Source organism: Actinomadura geliboluensis (genome assembly GCF_005889745.1).
Classification (GTDB): domain Bacteria; phylum Actinomycetota; class Actinomycetes; order Streptosporangiales; family Streptosporangiaceae; genus Spirillospora; species Spirillospora geliboluensis.
This window is the reverse complement of the sequence record NZ_VCKZ01000011.1, coordinates 31,041-48,284: the sequence shown is the minus strand read 5'-3', so window position 1 is coordinate 48,284 and position 17,244 is coordinate 31,041. Positions and strand designations below refer to the sequence as shown.

The following is a 17,244-nucleotide window of genomic DNA, read 5'->3' as shown; positions in this document are numbered from 1 at the left end:
GCCGTCCAGCCGCCGGTGCCCAAGAAGATCAATTTTGCAATTGGACGCCAGGTCAGAGCGGTCCTCTGCTGCACCCCCGGCGGAAGGACACCCACCCCACATGAGACGCGTAAGCCTGCCCAAAACCAGACCGGCACTCCTGATCGTCGGCACCCTCATGGCCGTACTGATGACGGTCACCGCCGCCCAGGCCGTCACCGGCAGAACACCGGCCAGAGCCGGCACCACCACACCGACGGCGGCGGCCGTCCCCTGCCAGCAGCTCACCGGCCTGGACCTCACTGCCCTGCCCGACGCCCCCACAAGGATCATCTCCGCGACGCACGTCGCCGCCACCGCCGACAAGCCCGCCTACTGCCAGGTCAAGGGCTACGTCTCACCCCAGATCCAGTTCGAACTCCGACTCCCCGCACAGGGCTGGACCGGACGCTACGTGCAGCTCGGCTGCGGCGGCTTCTGCGGATTCGCCGCCCCCGACAACCCCAACCACTTCCTCCCCGGCGGATGCGCGCCCCCCGATGACGGGCGCGTCGTCCTCGGCGCCAGCAACGGCGGCCACATCGGCGTCGACTCGCGAGACGCCCTCTGGGCCCACTCTGACCCGCAGCTGCGAATCGACATGGCCTACCGGTCCGAGCACGTCACCGCGCTCGTCGCCAAGGCGGTCACCAAGGCCTACTACGGGCAGGCGCCCCAGTACTCTTACTTCGCCGGTTGCTCCAACGGCGGCCGGCAGGCGCTGATGGAGGCCCAGCGCTACCCCGACGACTTCGACGGCATCATCGCCGGCGCCCCCGGCAACAACCTCGTCGCACTGGCCGGCGAGTTCTTCCCCTGGATCGCCACCGTCAACACCGACGACAAGGGCCGCCAGATCCTCGGCCCGGACAAGTTGCCGCTCCTGCAGAGCAAGGTCATGCAGGCCTGCGACGCCACCGACGGGCTCACCGACGGCCTCATCAACAACCCGCGCAACTGCGACTTCGATCCCGGCACGCTGCGCTGCCCCACCGCCTCGCCCCAACCGACCTGCCTGACCAGAGACCAGGTCTACGTGGTCCGCAAGATCTACCAGGGACCGGTCGACGCCAAGGGCCGACGGCTGTTCCCTGCCGGACTCGCCAAGGGCACCGAAGCGGCCTGGCTCGGCTACGTGATCGCACCCCAAGGCCAGACCGGCGGCCTGGAGGCCCTCGGCTACAACTACCTCAAGTACTTCGCGTCCTGGAACAACCCACCCGCGTCCTACACCCTCAAGGACCACCGCTTCGACCTGCGCACCTTCAAGAAACTGCGCGAGATGAGCGGCATCTACGACTCCACCGACCCCGACCTCACCCGCTTCCGCGACCGCGGCGGCAAGCTCATCATGTGGCACGGCTGGGCCGACCCCGCCATCCCGACCGAGAGCACCCTGGCCTACCACCACGCCCTCACCCAGCGGATGGGCGGCCCCGAGGCCACCGGACGATTCGCCCGAACCTTCCTGTTCCCCGGCGTCTACCACTGCGTCCAGGGATACGGACCCGACACCTTCGACCTGTTCACACCCATCTACGACTGGGTCGAGAAGGGCGCCGCACCCGAGAAGATCATCGCCGCGAAGAAGGACGGCGACCGGACCGTCCGGACCCGGCCCGTCTACCCCTATCCGATGCAGACCAAGTACACCGGCACCGGGAGCATCGACGACGCCGCCAACTTCACCGGAGTCATGCCCACCGAACAACCCGACGACCGCTACCCCTGGGTCGGCGCCCCATTCCGCTCCGACTACCAGCAGACCTGCCGCTGGGAAGGCACAAAACTAAAGTGCACCCGGACCAGGTCCGCCTGAGTCCACACTGAAACACAGCCTCACGGGGGACCGCGGGAGCGCATAGTGCACGTGGCAGAACGCCACAGGAGCAGCGCACCCCGCGGTCCCACGCGGTCTAGGCGTTCCCCTCCCGCATGCCACCGCACCGACGCCCACCGCTACGACGCCCGAACTGAGCGGGCTTTGCACCTCTGTCCACACCCTCAAACCGGCGAAGCCATTGGGCAGAGATGGCCGGCACAGGATGCGATCGGCTCGCGGACATCAAGTTTCATCTGAGGACTCGAACGGAATAGAAAACGAGGCATCCGAACAGGCACGATAATCCGTAGGCAATGTTCCGGCCGGTGCCACCGAAGAAGACGTAGAAGCAGGCTGCGAAAACGCAAACCAGGACGAGAACGATGTCCAGGATTCCGAGAATGAGCGCGAGCACAAGTCGGATCAAGAACCAGACGAACCCCAGGCCGTACCACTTCCCCATGGTGGAGTCGCCGTAGGCCCATCGACTCAGGGCCAGTGGACTGTAGAACGCGTCATCCCAGTAGCCGTTCCACCTGTCGATTCCTTTGTTCAGCAGGTTCGGCGGTGCCTCCTGGGCAGCGGCCTGAGCGGGCCTGAACTCGATGCTCCTCGTCTCGACCTGAGTGACATCGATCGTGACCGTCCGGTCGCGGACCTGGACCTTCGTCGTACCGTCCAGGGTGGCCTCGAACTCGCCCGCATGCCCGCCGAGATCATAGACCTCGTCGAAACCGACTGACCGGTCCCGGAGCACCACACGGATGGCATCGGCAGGCCGCCGAGGCAGCGAGTACTTGGCACCGATCGAGAACTCCCCCAGCGGCGTCACGACCGACTTGTCGCCGGTGACAACCATCCCGCTCCCCGGACTATAACTGATCTTGAAGGGAAGGAACGTCGGCTTGTACGACCCCTGGGCACCGCCACCGTTGCCGCATCCCGCAAGTCCGAACAGAACAAAGATCAGCAGCGGGGCGATGACGAGCCCAGTACGGCGAGCCATATCGCCGGAGCCTAGGGTGAAATACGCCCAACGACCATGTCAAACGACACAGACACGAAGTCTTTCGGAGGCGTGTCTTCCCATGCTGCCGGGTGCATGCTCACCACTCGATAGATGATCATTAAGGAGGGACATACGTGCCCGTGGCGTGGTGAGATGACGTACAGCCTGCGGCCCCTTGAGGCAGGCCTCGGCTTGGCTGAGTGGACGATCGCCAAGTGCATCCCGTCGGTTGTTGGAAGGGATGATGGTGGTCTCGGTGGAGCCGATGACGGTCAGGTGGTTGCGCTAATCGGCGGAGGTTGACGGCGCCCGGGTGGTGCGAGGATGCGGTCATGGCCGACCTCCGTAAGCGCGAGCCCCGGACGATCAAGGCGCATCTGGCCACGGTGACCTTGCGCGGCGACCGCGTGGAGATACGCCGAAGCGGCTTGGCACGCATAGCGGCCGAGCGGCACACGGTGATCCCCTTGGCCGACATCGTCCAAGTGCAATGGAAAGATCCCACGATGCTGGTCAACGGGTGCGTCTTCATGGCTACAGCCGAGGATGTCAAGACCGTGAAGGCGCTGGGGACGACCAAAGAGACGGCGATCGGAGGCAACTCGCACACCGTGCTGTTCACCGGGTATCAGCGCAGGCGCTACGCAGAACTGCGTGCCGCGCTGAAGGCACTCCTGCCGGACGTCCCCACGGCACCGGCGGGATAGGCGCCTTCTGGCACCTGCTGGATCCAGCCTGCCCGCAGAGAACACGGCCGGGAGGCGTGCCGGCGGTCTATTCGAGGTCGAGTTGCGCGATGATGTCGCGGACGGCGTCTCGGGCGGTTCTGGCAGAGCCGACCAGGGTCGCCGAGCCGGGGCCCGTCCAGTCGCCGTAGCCGAGCAAGTGCAGCCGAGATTCGGCCAGTGCGCGGGTTCCCCCGCCGGTCGGTATACGCCCCGTCCCGTCACGCAGGCCGAGCGGCGTGAGGTGACCCAGCGCCGGGCGGAAGCCGGTGCACCAAATGATCGCGTCGCAGTCCTCGGTCCTGCCGTCGGACCAGGCCACGCCGGTCGGGGTGAGGCGGTCGAACATCGGCTGGGCGCGCAGAACGCCCCGGTCCCGGGCGTCCCGTACCGCAGGCACAGCGACGATGTCTCCCAGCCCGCTGATGCCGCCGGAGTCGGCGTGCCCATCGCGGAGCTGGCGGATACGGCGAGTGGCCAGCTCGAAGAGGGCACGTCCGTCGAGGTCGTCGGGGAGGAAGCGCGGCGGGCGCAGGGTCGTCCAGATCGTTGTCGCCCGCGAGTGCAGGTCTGCGGTGATCTGGGCGGCGGAGTTGCCTGCACCGACCACCACGACGCGCTGCTCGCGGAAGTCATCGGGCGTGCGGTACTGCGCGGTGTGGAGCTGACGGCCTTGGTAGTCGCCGCGTCCCGGATAATAGGGCAGGTAGGGGCGCCACCAGGTCCCCGTCGCGCTGATGACGTGCCGGGCCCACCAGGACGCGGTCGCGCTGTCCAAGCGGAGGAGATCGCCGTCGCGGTGCACCGCCTGGATGCGCACTGGCCGGTGTATCGGCAGGTCATAGCGCTTCTCGTAGGCGGTCAGGTAGTCGACGACGTGGGCGCCGGGTGGGTAGCCGTGGTTCCAGGGCGGCATCGGCCAGCCTGGGAGCGAGCTGTAGCGGGCGGGTGAGAACAGCCGTAGCGACTCCCACATGTGCGGCCAAGCCCCGCCCGGCTCTTCCTGTGCGTCGAAGATCGCGAACTCCCTGCCGCTGCGGCGCAGGTAGAAACCGGCGGCCAGACCTGCCTGACCGCCGCCGATGACGGCGACGTCGAGAACATTGGTAGGCATGTGTCATTCCTCGTTCCTGCGCGGTGCCAGGCGCGGGGCGGGCATGCGCGCGGTCGATGTGGCGGGCGATGTGCGGCGTGTGGTGCGGGCCGTTGCGGTACCGGCTGCGAGTACTGCGGCCAGGGCGGCGACGACGGTCAGCACCAGGAACATGCGGGGGTATCCGCCGAGTCCGGCGGCGATGGGGTGATGGCCGCGGTGGACCAGCCGGTGTCGCGGGTGATGTCCTGCGCGAGCACGGGGAAGGCGTAGTAGAGCACGCCCCAGCTGGTGATCTCGGTGACGCAGAGGGCGAGCAGCGGAACGCGGGACACCGTGCCGGGCCCGGCGGCGGAGGTGTCCGCCGCCGGCCCCGGTGCGGGAGTGCCTTGGCTCATCAGGTCGTCGCCCCGTCACGCACCACTGTGTTCGGCCTCGCCGGAGTAGCCGTGCACGTGCCCGGTCGCGAAACCCAGCCCGGCGGGTGCGCCCATGCCGATGCCGACCGGCTCGGGGGCCGCCGGGCCGCAGCACGACCCGCCACCCGGCCCGGACTGGGCGGCAGGGGCAGGCGTCGCCTCGGTGGAGCACGACGTCCCGCAGCCGTCATCCTGGCCGGCGCTCTGGTTGACGGCGCCCGGTAGCAGGTCGTCGGTGACCAGGCTGGTGGAGCACACGCCGGTCTCGGGCAGGTCGAGGTGGACGGTGTCGGCGGCTTCGCGGTCGCCGGAGAGCGCGGCGGCGATGGAGCGGACCTGCTCGTACCCGGTGGCCATCAGGAAGGTGGGGGCGCGGCCGTAGCTCTTCATCCCGGCCAGGTAGAAGCCGGGTTCGGGGTGGGCGAGGTCGCGTTCGCCGTGCGGCGGGACGGTCCCGCAGCTGTGGAAGTTCGGGTCGATCAGCGGGGCGAGCCTGACCGGCGCCTCGGTGGCGGGGTCGAGTTCGACCCGCACCTCGCGCAGCATGTCCAGATCGGGCCGGAACCCCGTCGCGGCGACCACGATGTCGGCCTCCAGGACGCGCGGGCCGTCCGGGGTCTGGCCGTTGACCTGGACGGCTGCGGCTTCATCGCCCGTCGTGGCGACGCCGGTGATGGTGAAGCCGCGGACCAGGTCGATCTCACCGTTGTCCACGGCCGCCTTCAGGCGGGTGCCGAGCGCGCCGCGCGCGGGAAGGCCGTCGGCGTCGCCACCGCCGTAGAGCCGGGCCACCGATGCGCCGCGCACCGCCCAGGTGATGCGGGTGCCGGGCTCGTTCTTGGCGAGTTCGGCCAGCGCCAACAGCGTGTTGGCGGCCGAGTGCCCCATCCCCACCACCAGCGTGCGGCGGCCCGCGAAGCGGGACCGGTCGCGACCCAGCACGTCCGGCAGCGGGCCCGTGATGCGGGCGGCTGCCTGCTCCTCGCCGGGCGCGGGCAGGCCGGAGTGGCCCAGCGGGTTGCTGCGGCCCCAGGTGCCGGACGCGTCGATGACCGCGCGGGCGGCGATGTCGTCCACGGCTCCGTCCGGGCCCACTGCGCGGACCAGCAGCGGACGCTCCGCACGCCCGACCGTGCGGGTCACGTCCACGCCCTGCCGGGTCACGGCCACCACGCGGGTGCCGGTGCGGATCCGACCGGCCAGCGCGGGAACCTGAGCGAGCGGCGCCAGGTAGTCGCGGACGAGTTCGGCACCCGTGGGCAGGGCCTCCGGGTCGGGCAGACGCCATCCGGTCGGCTCCAGAAGCCGCCGGGCGGCGGCGTCGGTGTCGTACCGCCATGGCGAGAACACCCGCACATGCCCCCACTCCGACATCGCCGCGCCCACCTCTCCCCCGGCCTCCAGCACGAGGAAGTCCTGATCGCGTTCGGCCAGATGAGCGGCGGCGGCCAGCCCGACCGGCCCGGCACCGATCACCACGACCGGCAGCCCGTCGAGCGCCCCATCCTCCGCGCAGCCGCAGCCGGCGCCGGTCTTGGCCTGCTGGACGGTGACACCAGGGTCTACGGCCTGCTCGGTGCTGGTGCAGCACGCGCTGACACCGCAGCAGCTCTCCGGTCGTCCGGCCTCGTCATTCACGGCAGCCCCTTGTTTCGATACTCGTCTAAGCAGGAGCCAGTTTGCATCGCTGGATCGATGGATGTCAAATTAGATGCATGTCTAAGTTGCTGGACCTCGAAGACGTGACGGCCCCCGCCTGCTGCGCGCCGCTGAGCGATTCGGCATTGAGCGAGGCGGAGGCCGCCGAACTGGCCAAGGTCTTCAAGGCCCTGTCCGACCCGGTGCGGCTGCGCCTGCTGAACATGATCGCCTCGGTGGACGGCGACGAGGCGTGCGTGTGCGACCTGACCGGCGCGTTCGACCTCACCGCGCCGACCATCTCCCACCACCTGAAGGTGCTGCGCCAGACCGGGCTCATCGAGGGCGAGCGGCGCGGCACGTGGGTGTACTACCGGGTGGTACCGGACAGGCTGACCCGCCTGTCGGGTCTGTTCGCCCTGCCGACCCCGGCCTCGGCCTGACTCCACTGGGGAACGAGAGGGTCGGTTACTGGTCTCGGATTGGGCAAGGAAAGCTCGATCGTGGGTCGGGTGTGCCGGAAGAGGGCAGAGTGTCCGTGTCGCACGACGGCTCGTTGATTCGCCGGGTGCACACCACGACCCAGGGGCATTGCATGGAGGCCGAAGCCGGCCGGGGGCAGGAGAAGACCCTGCTCCTGCTGCTGGAGAAGATGCACTTCGTGTCGCCGGACCGGCTGCCGTCGCTGTTCAACGCGTACGCGGCCGACCTGGGCGTCCGGGCGATCACCATCTATCTGTCCGACCTCCGCCAGAACACCCTGGTCTCGCTGCCGGAGGGGCCCGACCAGCCGTCCCTGCGGCTGGAGGTGGACGCCACCGAGGCCGGCCGGACCTACCGCACCGGCCAGCTGCAGGCGGCCGAGCACCGCTCCGGCGGGCTCCAGTTGTGGCTGCCGATGAACGACGGCATGGACCGCATCGGCGTCCTGGAAGTGCGGACCGACACGCTCGATCAGGCCACCCTGCGGGTCTGCCGGACGCTGGCGTCGCTGCTGGCCCTGGCCGTGATCGGGAAGGGCGGCCACAGCGACGCCTACTCCCGGCTCCAGCGCAGCGCGTCGCTGAAACTGGAAGCGGAGATGGCGTGGGCCTACCTGCCGCCGCGCACGATGGGGACCGAGCAGGTCACCTCGAGCGCCGTCCTGGAGCCCGCCTACGATCTGGGCGGCGACGCCTTCGACCACTCGCTGATCGGCGGGGAACTGCACATCACCGTCCTGGACTCCATGGGCCACGACCTGCTGTCGGGGCTGACCTCCACGGTCGCCATGGCCAGCTGCCGGAACGTGCGCCGCAGCAGCAGCGGGTCCCTGCAGGAGATCGTCACCACCGTCGACCAGAACCTCGACACCTGGTTCCCCGACCGCTACATCACCGGGGTCTTCGCCCATCTCAACCTCGCCAGCGGGGCACTGACCTGGATCAACTGCGGTCACCCGTCCCCGCTGCTGCTGCGCGAGCAGAACCTGCTGCCGGGTGCCCTCGACCGGGAACCGCAGCTGCCGCTCGGCCCCGCCCGCCAGCTGACCGGCGACTCCGGCGGGCCCGCGTGGCGGGTCGACACCGTCCAGCTCCAGCCGGGTGACCGGGTCCTGCTCTACACCGACGGCGTCACCGAGGCCGAGGCGCCCGACGGCACGCGTTTCGGTCAGGAGCGCTTCACCGACTTCATCATCCGCGCCATCGCCGCCGGAGAGCCCGCCCCGGAGGCGCTCCGCCGCCTGGTCAACAACATCATGGCCTACCAGGACGGCCGTCTCACCGACGACGCCACGATCCTGATGTTCGAATGGCATCCCACTCGGGCCTGAGCCGCGACGCCGCCGGGGCGGGCCCGCCGGAAACGCGCCATGGGCTCCGCCGGACGGCGGCGGCACGGCGGGCGGGGCGCCAGGTGGCGACGAGGGCGGCGGCGAGCAGGAGTTCGGCGATGTCTCCGCCGTAGTACATGATCTCCGCGCCGCCGCGGACTTCGGCGATGGGGGCGTGCACGTCGATGAGGAACCCGCCGTACATGAGCTGGGCGATGACGGCGTGCAGGGCGATGGCGGCGCCGAGGACGAGCAGCCGCGCGTTGACCCGGGGCCGTGAAGGCGCGGGATCGGGCCCGGCGATGACCCACGCGAACAGGAATCCCGAGAGCACGAAGTGCGCATGCATCAGCCAGTGCAACGCCGGACGGGTGGTCGTGGCGTCGTACAGCGGGGTGAAGTACAGCACCGCCAGACTGCCGGTACTGAGCGTCAGCGCGATGATGGGGTGGGCCAAGACCCTCATCGGCCTACTGCGCAGTACGCCGGTCAGGTCCCTGGCCCAGTCGGTGGGCAGCGCACGCAAGAGCACGGTGATCGGGGCGCCCAGGACAAGGGCCAGCGGCGCGTACATTCCGAGCAGCATGTGCTGGAGCATGTGACCGCGGAAGTCCTCGTGCGCCCACGGAGCGATCGGCGGAAGGAGCGCCACCGCCAACAGGGTGCATCCGGTGAGGAACATCGCCGTGCGCCACCCGTCCCGGGAGCCGGCCTTCCTGCCGGGTCCGCGGTGGGCCAGCAGCACGTAGGCGATCGCGAGGGCGACCACGCCGGCCACCGCGAGCACGGTGCCCCATCCCCCGCCGTGGTGCGCCGGCGTCGGGTGATGGTGCATCACGGGCTCCACGGCCGGAAGGAGGCATCGGGCTCGGGGTCGAACGGTGTGCCGGTGCGCTGCACCAGCCATCCGACGGCCACCAGCACCGCGCCCAGGAGCAGGAAGCCGACGTCCCACCAGATCTGGAGCGGGCCGCCGTGCACGTGGTGGATGCCGAGGATCTGGTGGTCGACGACGCCTTCGACGACGTTGAACAGGCCCCAGCCGACCAGCACCCATCCCCACAGCACCTGGGAGGTCCACACCCGGCGGCGCCGATGAGTGACCCGTGAGTACAGGATGGACAGCCCGGCGAGCACTGCCAGCCAGCACACCACATGGAACAAGCCGTCCCACAGCGTGTTCATCTCCAGCCCGGAGACCGTGTGGGGGTCGTAGTACTTCACCCCGATCCGGGCGGTGTCGGTGCTGCTGAGCATGTGGTGCCACTGGAGGAGCTGGTGCAGCAGGATGCCGTCGACGAAGCCGCCGAGGCCGACACCCAGCGTGATACCGGGCAACTGCAGGCTGGCCGGCATGGATGTGGCGCCGGTACGGCCGGTGGCGGTCATGGTCCGTCGTCCCTCCCAGATGCGGGTGCGGCAGAGCCAAGATCAGGTACCGCCACAGGCGGCTGCTACCCCGCGCCGACCCGAGTATTCGCTGGACGATCCAGGTCGGCCGCGCGTCTTCGCCATCTGGAGCGCCGGACGCCGTCGGAGCCGCGCGCGTTGATCACGACCAGTGCGGAGAGGATGAGCATCCCGCCGAGGACGATCCGCGCGTCAAGGCGCTCACCGAAGACGGACAGGCCGATGACGCCGGCCCACACCGGCTCCAGGACCATGGTGATCGAGACCGTCGACGCCGGGAGGTGGGCCTGGGCCCAGGTCTGCCCGAGCAGCGCGATGCCGCCGGCGACGATCGCCAGATAGAGGAAGGCCGGGACGTCCCGGGACTCCGGCAGTTGCACCCCGTCGACGGAAGCGACGGCGAGGAAGGCGAACCCCATGGTCCCCAGTTGCACGACGGCGAGCGCGTAGGCGGTTCGTGCCTGCGACCAGCGTCCGAGGGCGAGGATGTGGACGGCGTACAGCAGGGCGGCGAAGAGCGTGAGCATCTCGCCCCAGCCGAGGGAGAAGCCCCGCAGGGACATGGCCGCGACGCCTCCGGTGGCGAGAAGCGTCGCGGCGCTCGTCCGGACGGACGGCGGCTTACGCGCGAACAGGCAGGCCAGGAGCGGCGTGAACACCACGTACATGGACACGACGAAGGCCGACACGGTCGGCGCGGTGTGCTTGAGCCCGACGAACTGCAGGTACTGGCCGGTGAAGTACGCGAGCCCGAGCCCGGCGCCCACGCCGACGACGCGCCAGCCCGCGCGCAGGACCGCCGCCGGGCGCACGAGCCCGACGACGAGCGCGGCCGTGAGGAACCGGAGCGCCAGGAAGTCCGGGACCGGCAGCCGGGTGAGGAGGTCCTTGGAGATGGGGAAGGTCGAGCCCCACACCGCGGTGACGGCCACGAGCACGCCGCCCGCGAGCGTCAGCCGGACGTCACGCCGGGCGGACACGGGCGGTCACAGTTGCAGCGCCTTGGTCTCCAGGAACTCCTCGATCCCCCAGCGGCCCAGCTCGCGGCCGTTGCCGGAACGGCCGTAGCCGCCGAAGGGCGCCGCCGGGTTGAAGGCACCGCCGTTGACGTCGACCTGGCCGGTGCGCAGGCGGCGGGCGACGGCGACGGCCGCGTCCCGGTCCGGCCCCCACACGGCGCCGGCCAGCCCGTAGGGCGTGCCGTTGGCGAGCGCGACCGCCTCCTCGACGCCGTCGTAGGGCTGGACGGTCAGGACGGGCCCGAACACCTCCTCCTGGACGATCTCCGCGTCGGGCGCGACGTCGGTGACGACGGTCGGGCGCACGTAGTGGCCGCGCGGCAGTCCCGCCGGGCGCTCCGCGCCGCCGGTGGCGATCCGCGCGCCGGCGGCCTCGGCCCGCTCGATGAAGCCCGCGACGGTCCGCCGCTGGGCCGCCGACGCGACCGGCCCGAGGTCGGTCTCGGAACGGGCCGGGTCGCCGACGACGAGCGCGTCGGCGCGCGCGGCGGCGAGGCGCAGCGCGGAGTCGAGGTCCGCGCGCGGCACGAGGAGCCGGGTCCAGGCCGTGCAGGTCTGCCCGGAGTTGAGCATGGCCGCGTCGACGGACGCGCGCACGGCCGTCTCAAGGTCGGCTCCGGGGAGGATGACGCTTGCGGACTTGCCGCCGAGTTCGAGGCTGACGCGTTTGATGCCCGCGGCGGCGACGGCCGCGACGCGGGCGCCGACCTGGGTGGAGCCGGTGAAGGAGATCGCGTCCACGTCCGGGTGGCCCGCGAGGGCCTCCCCGACGACCCGTCCCGGGCCGGGGACGAGGTTGAAGACCCCCGGCGGGACCCCGGCCTCGTCGATCGCGTCGGTGAGCAGGTACGCCGACAGCGGCGTCAGCTCGGCCGGTTTGAGCACGACGGCGGCGCCGGCGACGAGGGCGCCGCCGATCTTGGCGAGGACCTGGTAGAAGGGGTAGTTCCACGGGGTGACGCAGGCGGCGACGCCGATCCCCTCGCGCAGGACGAGCGAGTTCCCGACGCGTTCCTCCCAGACGAGGTCCGCGGCGGCGTCGAGGTAGGCGCGCAGGACGTCCAGTCCCGTGTCGATGTGCGCCTCCCGGGCCACGCGGAGCGGCGCGCCGATCTCGGCGACGGTCGTCTCCACGAGCAGGTCCCGCCGGCGTTCGAGGGCGGTGTGGACGCGTCCGAGCACGGCCAGCCGCTCGCGCGGCGGCATGGCCGACCAGGACGGGAAGGCCGCCGCCGCGGCGGACACCGCGGCATCGGCGTCCTCGGCCCCGGCATTGGCCGCGGTCCCGACCGGCGCCTCGGTCGCCGGGTTCTCGACCTCCGTGGTCCGGCCGCCCGCCGCCTCCCGCCACCGGCCGCCGATGTACACCGCCGACCGCGCCCATTCGGGGCGGCCGGCCTGCCGGGCGCTCATGCCCGTGCCGAGGAGTCGGAGTAGACGGCCTTGCCGAGCCACTGGCCGCCGTCCACCGACAGGACGTCGCCGGTGATGTAGGCGGCGCGCCGGGGGTCGAGCAGGAACGCCGCCGACTCGGCCACCTCCTCGGGGGTGGTGAACCGGTTCGCGGGGACGCTGCCGAGCACGCGGCGGCGGTCCTCCTCGGTCGGCCACAGCGCGGCACCGGCGCCCTCGGTCTCGGTGGGGCCCGGGGAGATGCAGTTGACCCGCACTCCCCGTCCGCCCCACTCGGAGGCGAGGGTGCGCGTCATCGCGAGGACGCCGCCCTTCGCCGCCGCGCTGTGAACGGTCCCGGGGTGCCCGTGCCAGGCGTAGCTGGCGATGACGTTGAGGATGGCGCCCCGGCCCGCGGCGAGCATGTGGCGGCCCGCGGCGCGGGTGCCGTAGAAGGTGCCGTTGAGGACGATGTCGACGACGGCGCGCCAGCCTCCGGGCGAGAGGTCCTCGGCCGGGCACACGAAGTTGCCCGCCGCGTTGTTCACCATCGCGTCGATGCGCCCGTGCTCGGCCGCGACGCCGTCGATCGCGGCCGTGAGCGCGTCGGCGTCGCGCACGTCGCAGGTGACGACCGCGGCCTCGGCGCCGAGGCTCTCGGCCATGCGGGCGGTCTCCGCCAGGGGCTCGGCGCGCCGGCCGATGACGACGACGTTCCCGCCACCGGCGGCGTAGCGGACGGCGATGGCGCGGCCGATGCCCGAACCGCCGCCGGTGACGACGGCGACCTGGCCGGCGAACTCGGCGAGCGGAGACTTCTCGATCATGGCTTCCCTCACTGGTCGGTGGTCGGGGTGGGGGCCGGCGCGGCGGCGAGGACGAGGGCGTCGACGGCGATCGCGCCGCCGGGCCCGGCGCGCAGCGGGTTGACCTCGCATTCGGCGACGCCGGGGTCGTCCGCGATGAGCCGGGACACGGCCGCGACGCTCTCGGCGACCGCGTCGAGGTCGACGGCCGGGCGGCCGCGGAACCCGGTGAGCAGCGGCAGCCCGGCGAGCGACTCCACGAGGCGGCGGGCCTCGGCGGCGCCGACGGGCGCGAGCGCGAGCGCGACGTCCCGGTACACCTCGGCCTGGACGCCGCCGATCCCGACGAGGACGACGGGTCCGAAGGCGTCGTCCCGGCGGGCGCCGACGATGAGTTCGACGGCGTCGGTGCGGGCGTCCATCTCCTCAAGGACGTAGTCGCCCTCGCCCAGCCGGGCGACCATGTCGGTGAGGGCGGCGCCGACGGCGTCCGGGCCGGTCAGGCCGACCGCCACTCCGCCGACCTCCGTCTTGTGCTCCAGCCATCCGGCCTTGAGGACGAACGGACCCGACATGGCCTGCGCCGCCGCGGCGGCGTCCGCCGGGGTCCGGACGGCGACCGCGCGCGGGTAGGCGAGGCCCGCGGCGGCGAGGAGGTCGCGTCCCGCGAGGTAGGGAAGCGCCTCGCCCGCCCCGCCGAGCGGCGCGGTGGGGGCGGCGGGTCCCGCGGCGTCCTCCGGCGGTGCGGAGCGGACGAGTTCGACCGCGAGCCCGAGCGACCGCGCCACCGCGTCGATGGTGAACAGCGCGGGGACGGAGCGGGCGCGCAGCTCCCGCACCGCCTCCGAATCATGGCTCATGCTGTGCGCGAGCACCGGGCGCCCGTGCTCGGCGGCCGACAGCCCGAGCGACGCGGCCACCTCCAGCTCCCGCTCGACGAGCGTCGGGGTGTCGGCGCCGTAGCAGCCGAAGTACCCCGACAGCACGACCGCGTCCACCTCGCCGCTGCGCAGGAGCACGTCGACGATGCGCGCGTAGGTGTCGAGGTCCTGCTCGCCCGCTCCGGCGAGGTCGATGGGGTTGGCGGCCCCGGCGCCCTCGGGCAGCAGGGCGGAGACGGCGGCCCGCGCCGCGTCCGAGAGCCGGGGCACGGTGAGCCGGTGGCGGGCCATCACGTCCGCGGCGAGGGCGCCCTGGCCGCCGCTGTCGCTGACGATCGCGACGCGGTCCCCGGCGGGGAGCGGGCCGCCGGCCAGCAGGTGCGCGAGGTCGATGGCCTGCGCGGGGGTGTCCACGAGGACGGCTCCGGCCGCCCGGCAGGCCGCCGCGACGACGTCGGTCGACGCCGTCAGCGCGCCGGTGTGCGACCGGGCCGCGGCCCGGCTCGCGTCGCTGGCGCCCACCGTGAGGACGATGACCCGCTTGCCCGCAGCGCGGAGCCGGGCCATGACGTCCACGAGGTCGCGTCCCGCGCCGAAGCTCTCCAGGTAGAGGACGACGGTCCGGGTCGCCTCGTGCGCCACGAGGTCGGCGAGCAGGTCGGCCGCGGTGACGTCGACCTGGTTGCCGACCGAGACGAACCGGGAGACGCCGAGGCCCGCGTGGGCCGCGAGCCCGGCGATCTCCAGGCCGAGCTGCCCGGACTGCGACACGATCGCGATGCCGCCCGGGACGAACGTGCCCCAGGCGAGCTCCAGCTCGGCGTCCGCGTCGTACAGGCCGAGGCAGTTCGGCCCGACGATCCGGGCGCCGGCCCGGCGGATCCGGTCGGCGAGCCGGCGCTCCAGCCCGGGCTCGCCGTTGGCGAGGTCGATGTGGGCGGTGATCCCGAGGAACCCCTTGACGCCCAGGGCGAGCGCCTCGTCCACGACGGCGGGGATCGTCCGCGCCGGGGTGGTGAGGACGACCAGCTCCGGCACCGACGGCAGCTCGCCGAGCGACCGGGCCGACTGGACGCCCTCGATCGTGGCGCCCTTGGCGTTGACGAGGTGGACGTCCCGCCGGTGGGCGCCGCGGAGGGCCCCGCGGGCGATCCAGTGGCCCCACTTGGCGGGGTCGGGGGAGGCGCCGACGACGGCGACCGACTTCGGGTCGGAGAAGACCGACAGGGCGTCGCTCATCGCCCGGCCACGGCGCGCGAGATGATGAGGCGCTGGATGTCGGAGGTGCCCTCCTCGAGCTCCTCCAGCTTGGCGTCCCGCAGCCACTTCTCGACCATGAACTCCCGCGAGTAGCCCCAGCCGCCGTGCGTCATCAGCCCGGCGTTGGCCACCCACGTCGCGTTCTCCGAGGCGGTCAGCTTCGCGACCGCCGAGGCCGCGGTGACCGGCGCGCCGGCGTCGTACAGCCGGGCGGCCCGCATGGTGACGAGGTGGGAGACGTCGGTCTTCGCGGCCATGTCGGCGAGGCGGAACGCCACGGCCTGGTGCTCGATGATCGGCTTGCCGAACTGGACCCGCTCGCGGGCGTACCGGACGGCGTCCTCCAGCACCGCGCGGGCCAGGCCCGTCGCGGCCGCGCCGATGAGGATCCGGGACGCGTCGAAGGTGTGCATGAGCCCGTAGAAGCCCTTGCCCTCCTCGCCGAGCCGGTTCTCGACCGGGACGCGGACGTCCTCCAGGAAGACCTCGGCGTTCAGGGTGCCGCGCTGGCCGTACTTCCGCATGGGCGCGCCGACCGTGAGGCCCTCGCGGTCGCGCTCGACGACGAACGCGGTCACCCCGCGGGAGCGGAGGGCGGGGTCGACGGTGGCGAACACGACGAAGTACTGCGACAGGGGGGCGTTGGAGATCCACGTCTTCGACCCGTTGAGGACGTAGTGGTCGCCGTCGCGGACCGCGCGCGTCTGCAGGGCGGCGGCGTCCGACCCGACGCCGGGCTCGGTGACGGCGACGCTGGTGACCGGCGGGGTGGCGCCGGTGAGCGGGGTGATCCACTTGCGCTTCTGCTCCTCGCTGCCGAGGGACAGGATCGGGTCGGCGAAGAACGAGCTGGAGGTGAGGAAGTTGGCGATGCCGATGTCGCCGTGGCACAGCTCCTCCTGGACGAGGCACTGGGTCACGAGGTCGGTCACGCCGCCGCCCCCGTACTCGGCGGGCAGCATGTAGGCCGCGAGCCCGATCTCGGCGGCCTTGGCCCACAGGTCCATGGGGGCCTCGGTGTCCGCCTCGTCGACGGCGCGCGAGCGGGGGCGGATCTCGTTGCGGGCGAAGTCGCGGGCGAGCGTGACGAACTCGCGCTGTTCGTCGCTCAGCTCGATCCCGTCGGTGAGGTCGTAGGACATGGAGGGGCTCCCGATGAAATTTAACTGACCCGTCAGTTATGTTTGTGTGATCGTGGGGCAGGGCGCAACAGGCTGTCAAGGGGTTTCAGGGGGCGGACCGCGCGGCCGCCCGGGCGGAGGGGCGCGCGGGCGCGCGGCGTCCGGAGGAGGGCCGGGGGGCGCTCAGCCGATGGCGGCCCGGGCGGGCTCGGTCGACATCGTCGCGAGCAGATGGTCGCACACGCTCTGCATCCGCTCGATCGTCATGTGCCGGGACCCGACGAGGGCCTGGATCGCGAGGCCGTCGATCATGCTGACCAGGGCGTTCGCGAGCAGCACCCGGTCCCCCTGGACGATCAGCCCCTCGGCCTGGCCGGCCCTTATGATCTCGGCGATCACGCTGCGCCACTCGCCGTAGATCCGCTCGTTGAGCTCGCGGAGGTCGGGGTCGTGCAGCGCCTCGACCCAGGTCTCGGCCCAGATGCGCCAGGCGGCCGCGGTCTCCTCGTCGTGCGGGAGGTAGGAGTCGACGAACGCGCGCAGCCGGTCCCGGGCGTTGGGATGCCGGTCCAGGATCTGCTTGCGGCGCTCCAGCGAACGGGTGAAGTTGTACTCGAACGCGGCGTGCACGAGGTCGCGCTTCGTCTCGAAGTAGTAGTGGACGGAGCCGGTACTGATCTTGGCGCGCCTGGCCACGTCGGTCACGCGCAGCGCCTTGTAACCCCGCTCGCTGACGACCTCGCAGGCCGCCCTCAGGATCTGGTCGCGACGCTCCGCTACGACGCTCGGTCGTGGCATCCGTTCTCACCTCGTGTGCT

Annotated in this window: 16 protein-coding genes; 4 read left to right on the top strand and 12 right to left on the bottom strand. The window is 71.6% G+C overall.

Features of this window, described 5'->3' with window-relative positions:
- Window positions 1–100: 100 nt before the first annotated feature.
- Complete coding sequence (locus ETD96_RS03515) at window positions 101–1,837, top strand: tannase/feruloyl esterase family alpha/beta hydrolase (protein WP_138633913.1); 1,737 nt, start codon at window positions 101–103, stop codon at window positions 1,835–1,837.
- Between the two features lie 253 nt (window positions 1,838–2,090).
- Here ETD96_RS03515 and ETD96_RS03510 read toward each other — a convergent pair whose 3' ends face one another.
- Window positions 2,091–2,846 carry a hypothetical protein gene (locus tag ETD96_RS03510; RefSeq protein WP_138633910.1) on the bottom strand — a complete coding sequence of 252 codons (756 nt, stop codon included), beginning with the start codon at window positions 2,844–2,846 and terminating at the stop codon, window positions 2,091–2,093.
- 335 nt (window positions 2,847–3,181) lie between these two features.
- Here ETD96_RS03510 and ETD96_RS03505 point away from each other — a divergent pair, with 335 nt between their 5' ends.
- A complete protein-coding gene (locus ETD96_RS03505) occupies window positions 3,182–3,556 on the top strand; it encodes a hypothetical protein (RefSeq protein WP_131951879.1) in 375 nt (124 codons plus the stop codon).
- Between the two features lie 67 nt (window positions 3,557–3,623).
- On the opposite strand, the gene ETD96_RS03500 is transcribed toward ETD96_RS03505, so the two are convergent.
- From ETD96_RS03500 to ETD96_RS03490, 3 genes are all read right to left on the bottom strand, one after another.
- Complete coding sequence (locus tag ETD96_RS03500; RefSeq protein ID WP_138633907.1) at window positions 3,624–4,688, bottom strand: ArsO family NAD(P)H-dependent flavin-containing monooxygenase; 1,065 nt, start codon at window positions 4,686–4,688, stop codon at window positions 3,624–3,626.
- A 137-nt stretch (window positions 4,689–4,825) separates the two neighbouring features.
- Window positions 4,826–5,065, bottom strand: a complete 240-nt coding sequence (locus ETD96_RS45705) for a hypothetical protein (RefSeq protein WP_205719088.1) — start codon at window positions 5,063–5,065, stop codon at window positions 4,826–4,828.
- Window positions 5,066–5,080: 15 nt separating this feature from the next.
- The gene (locus ETD96_RS03490; RefSeq protein ID WP_171068834.1) at window positions 5,081–6,724 is read right to left on the bottom strand and encodes an FAD-dependent oxidoreductase; all 1,644 of its coding nucleotides are present in this window, start codon (window positions 6,722–6,724) and stop codon (window positions 5,081–5,083) included.
- A 77-nt stretch (window positions 6,725–6,801) separates the two neighbouring features.
- Here ETD96_RS03490 and ETD96_RS03485 point away from each other — a divergent pair, with 77 nt between their 5' ends.
- Both ETD96_RS03485 and ETD96_RS03480 read left to right on the top strand, forming a co-directional pair.
- A complete protein-coding gene (locus ETD96_RS03485) occupies window positions 6,802–7,167 on the top strand; it encodes an ArsR/SmtB family transcription factor (protein ID WP_138633904.1) in 366 nt (121 codons plus the stop codon).
- Window positions 7,168–7,319: 152 nt separating this feature from the next.
- On the top strand, window positions 7,320–8,537 hold the full coding sequence (locus tag ETD96_RS03480; RefSeq protein WP_138633901.1) for a PP2C family protein-serine/threonine phosphatase: 1,218 nt from the start codon (window positions 7,320–7,322) through the stop codon (window positions 8,535–8,537).
- On the opposite strand, the gene ETD96_RS03475 is transcribed toward ETD96_RS03480, so the two are convergent.
- The 8 genes from ETD96_RS03475 to ETD96_RS03440 form a co-directional block, all read right to left on the bottom strand.
- Entirely contained in the window at window positions 8,485–9,372 is an 888-nt protein-coding gene (locus ETD96_RS03475) for a cytochrome c oxidase assembly protein (protein ID WP_138633898.1), read from the bottom strand. The genes ETD96_RS03480 and ETD96_RS03475 overlap by 53 nt on opposite strands.
- A complete protein-coding gene (locus ETD96_RS03470; protein ID WP_138633895.1) occupies window positions 9,372–9,926 on the bottom strand; it encodes a DUF2243 domain-containing protein in 555 nt (184 codons plus the stop codon). Before ETD96_RS03470 ends, ETD96_RS03475 begins: the two co-directional genes overlap by 1 nt.
- 65 nt (window positions 9,927–9,991) lie before the next feature.
- A complete protein-coding gene (locus ETD96_RS03465) occupies window positions 9,992–10,927 on the bottom strand; it encodes a DMT family transporter (RefSeq protein ID WP_138633892.1) in 936 nt (311 codons plus the stop codon).
- Window positions 10,928–10,933: 6 nt separating this feature from the next.
- Window positions 10,934–12,379 carry an aldehyde dehydrogenase family protein gene (locus ETD96_RS03460; RefSeq protein ID WP_138633889.1) on the bottom strand — a complete coding sequence of 482 codons (1,446 nt, stop codon included), beginning with the start codon at window positions 12,377–12,379 and terminating at the stop codon, window positions 10,934–10,936.
- A complete protein-coding gene (locus ETD96_RS03455; RefSeq protein WP_138633886.1) occupies window positions 12,376–13,185 on the bottom strand; it encodes an SDR family oxidoreductase in 810 nt (269 codons plus the stop codon). Before ETD96_RS03455 ends, ETD96_RS03460 begins: the two co-directional genes overlap by 4 nt.
- Window positions 13,186–13,193: 8 nt before the next feature.
- Entirely contained in the window at window positions 13,194–15,284 is a 2,091-nt protein-coding gene (locus ETD96_RS03450; RefSeq protein ID WP_138633883.1) for an acetate--CoA ligase family protein, read from the bottom strand.
- Entirely contained in the window at window positions 15,281–16,447 is a 1,167-nt protein-coding gene (locus tag ETD96_RS03445) for an acyl-CoA dehydrogenase family protein (RefSeq protein ID WP_138633880.1), read from the bottom strand. The genes ETD96_RS03450 and ETD96_RS03445 overlap by 4 nt, the downstream gene beginning before the upstream one ends.
- 162 nt (window positions 16,448–16,609) lie before the next feature.
- Entirely contained in the window at window positions 16,610–17,224 is a 615-nt protein-coding gene (locus ETD96_RS03440; RefSeq protein ID WP_138633877.1) for a TetR/AcrR family transcriptional regulator, read from the bottom strand.
- Window positions 17,225–17,244 lie beyond the last annotated feature (20 nt).

What these genes read in the sequence shown, in the direction of transcription:
- ETD96_RS03440 (WP_138633877.1), bottom strand. Translation starts at nt 17,224, where the DNA reads ATGCCACGACCGAGCGTCGTAGCGGAGCGTCGCGACCAGATCCTGAGG.
- ETD96_RS03460 (WP_138633889.1), bottom strand. Translation starts at nt 12,379, where the DNA reads ATGAGCGCCCGGCAGGCCGGCCGCCCCGAATGGGCGCGGTCGGCGGTG.
- ETD96_RS03445 (WP_138633880.1), bottom strand. Translation starts at nt 16,447, where the DNA reads ATGTCCTACGACCTCACCGACGGGATCGAGCTGAGCGACGAACAGCGC.
- ETD96_RS03505 (WP_131951879.1), top strand. Translation starts at nt 3,182, where the DNA reads ATGGCCGACCTCCGTAAGCGCGAGCCCCGGACGATCAAGGCGCATCTG.
- ETD96_RS45705 (WP_205719088.1), bottom strand. Translation starts at nt 5,065, where the DNA reads ATGAGCCAAGGCACTCCCGCACCGGGGCCGGCGGCGGACACCTCCGCC.
- ETD96_RS03510 (WP_138633910.1), bottom strand. Translation starts at nt 2,846, where the DNA reads ATGGCTCGCCGTACTGGGCTCGTCATCGCCCCGCTGCTGATCTTTGTT.
- ETD96_RS03485 (WP_138633904.1), top strand. Translation starts at nt 6,802, where the DNA reads ATGTCTAAGTTGCTGGACCTCGAAGACGTGACGGCCCCCGCCTGCTGC.
- ETD96_RS03455 (WP_138633886.1), bottom strand. Translation starts at nt 13,185, where the DNA reads ATGATCGAGAAGTCTCCGCTCGCCGAGTTCGCCGGCCAGGTCGCCGTC.
- ETD96_RS03500 (WP_138633907.1), bottom strand. Translation starts at nt 4,688, where the DNA reads ATGCCTACCAATGTTCTCGACGTCGCCGTCATCGGCGGCGGTCAGGCA.
- ETD96_RS03515 (WP_138633913.1), top strand. Translation starts at nt 101, where the DNA reads ATGAGACGCGTAAGCCTGCCCAAAACCAGACCGGCACTCCTGATCGTC.
- ETD96_RS03450 (WP_138633883.1), bottom strand. Translation starts at nt 15,284, where the DNA reads ATGAGCGACGCCCTGTCGGTCTTCTCCGACCCGAAGTCGGTCGCCGTC.
- ETD96_RS03470 (WP_138633895.1), bottom strand. Translation starts at nt 9,926, where the DNA reads ATGACCGCCACCGGCCGTACCGGCGCCACATCCATGCCGGCCAGCCTG.
- ETD96_RS03475 (WP_138633898.1), bottom strand. Translation starts at nt 9,372, where the DNA reads ATGCACCATCACCCGACGCCGGCGCACCACGGCGGGGGATGGGGCACC.
- ETD96_RS03480 (WP_138633901.1), top strand. Translation starts at nt 7,320, where the DNA reads ATGGAGGCCGAAGCCGGCCGGGGGCAGGAGAAGACCCTGCTCCTGCTG.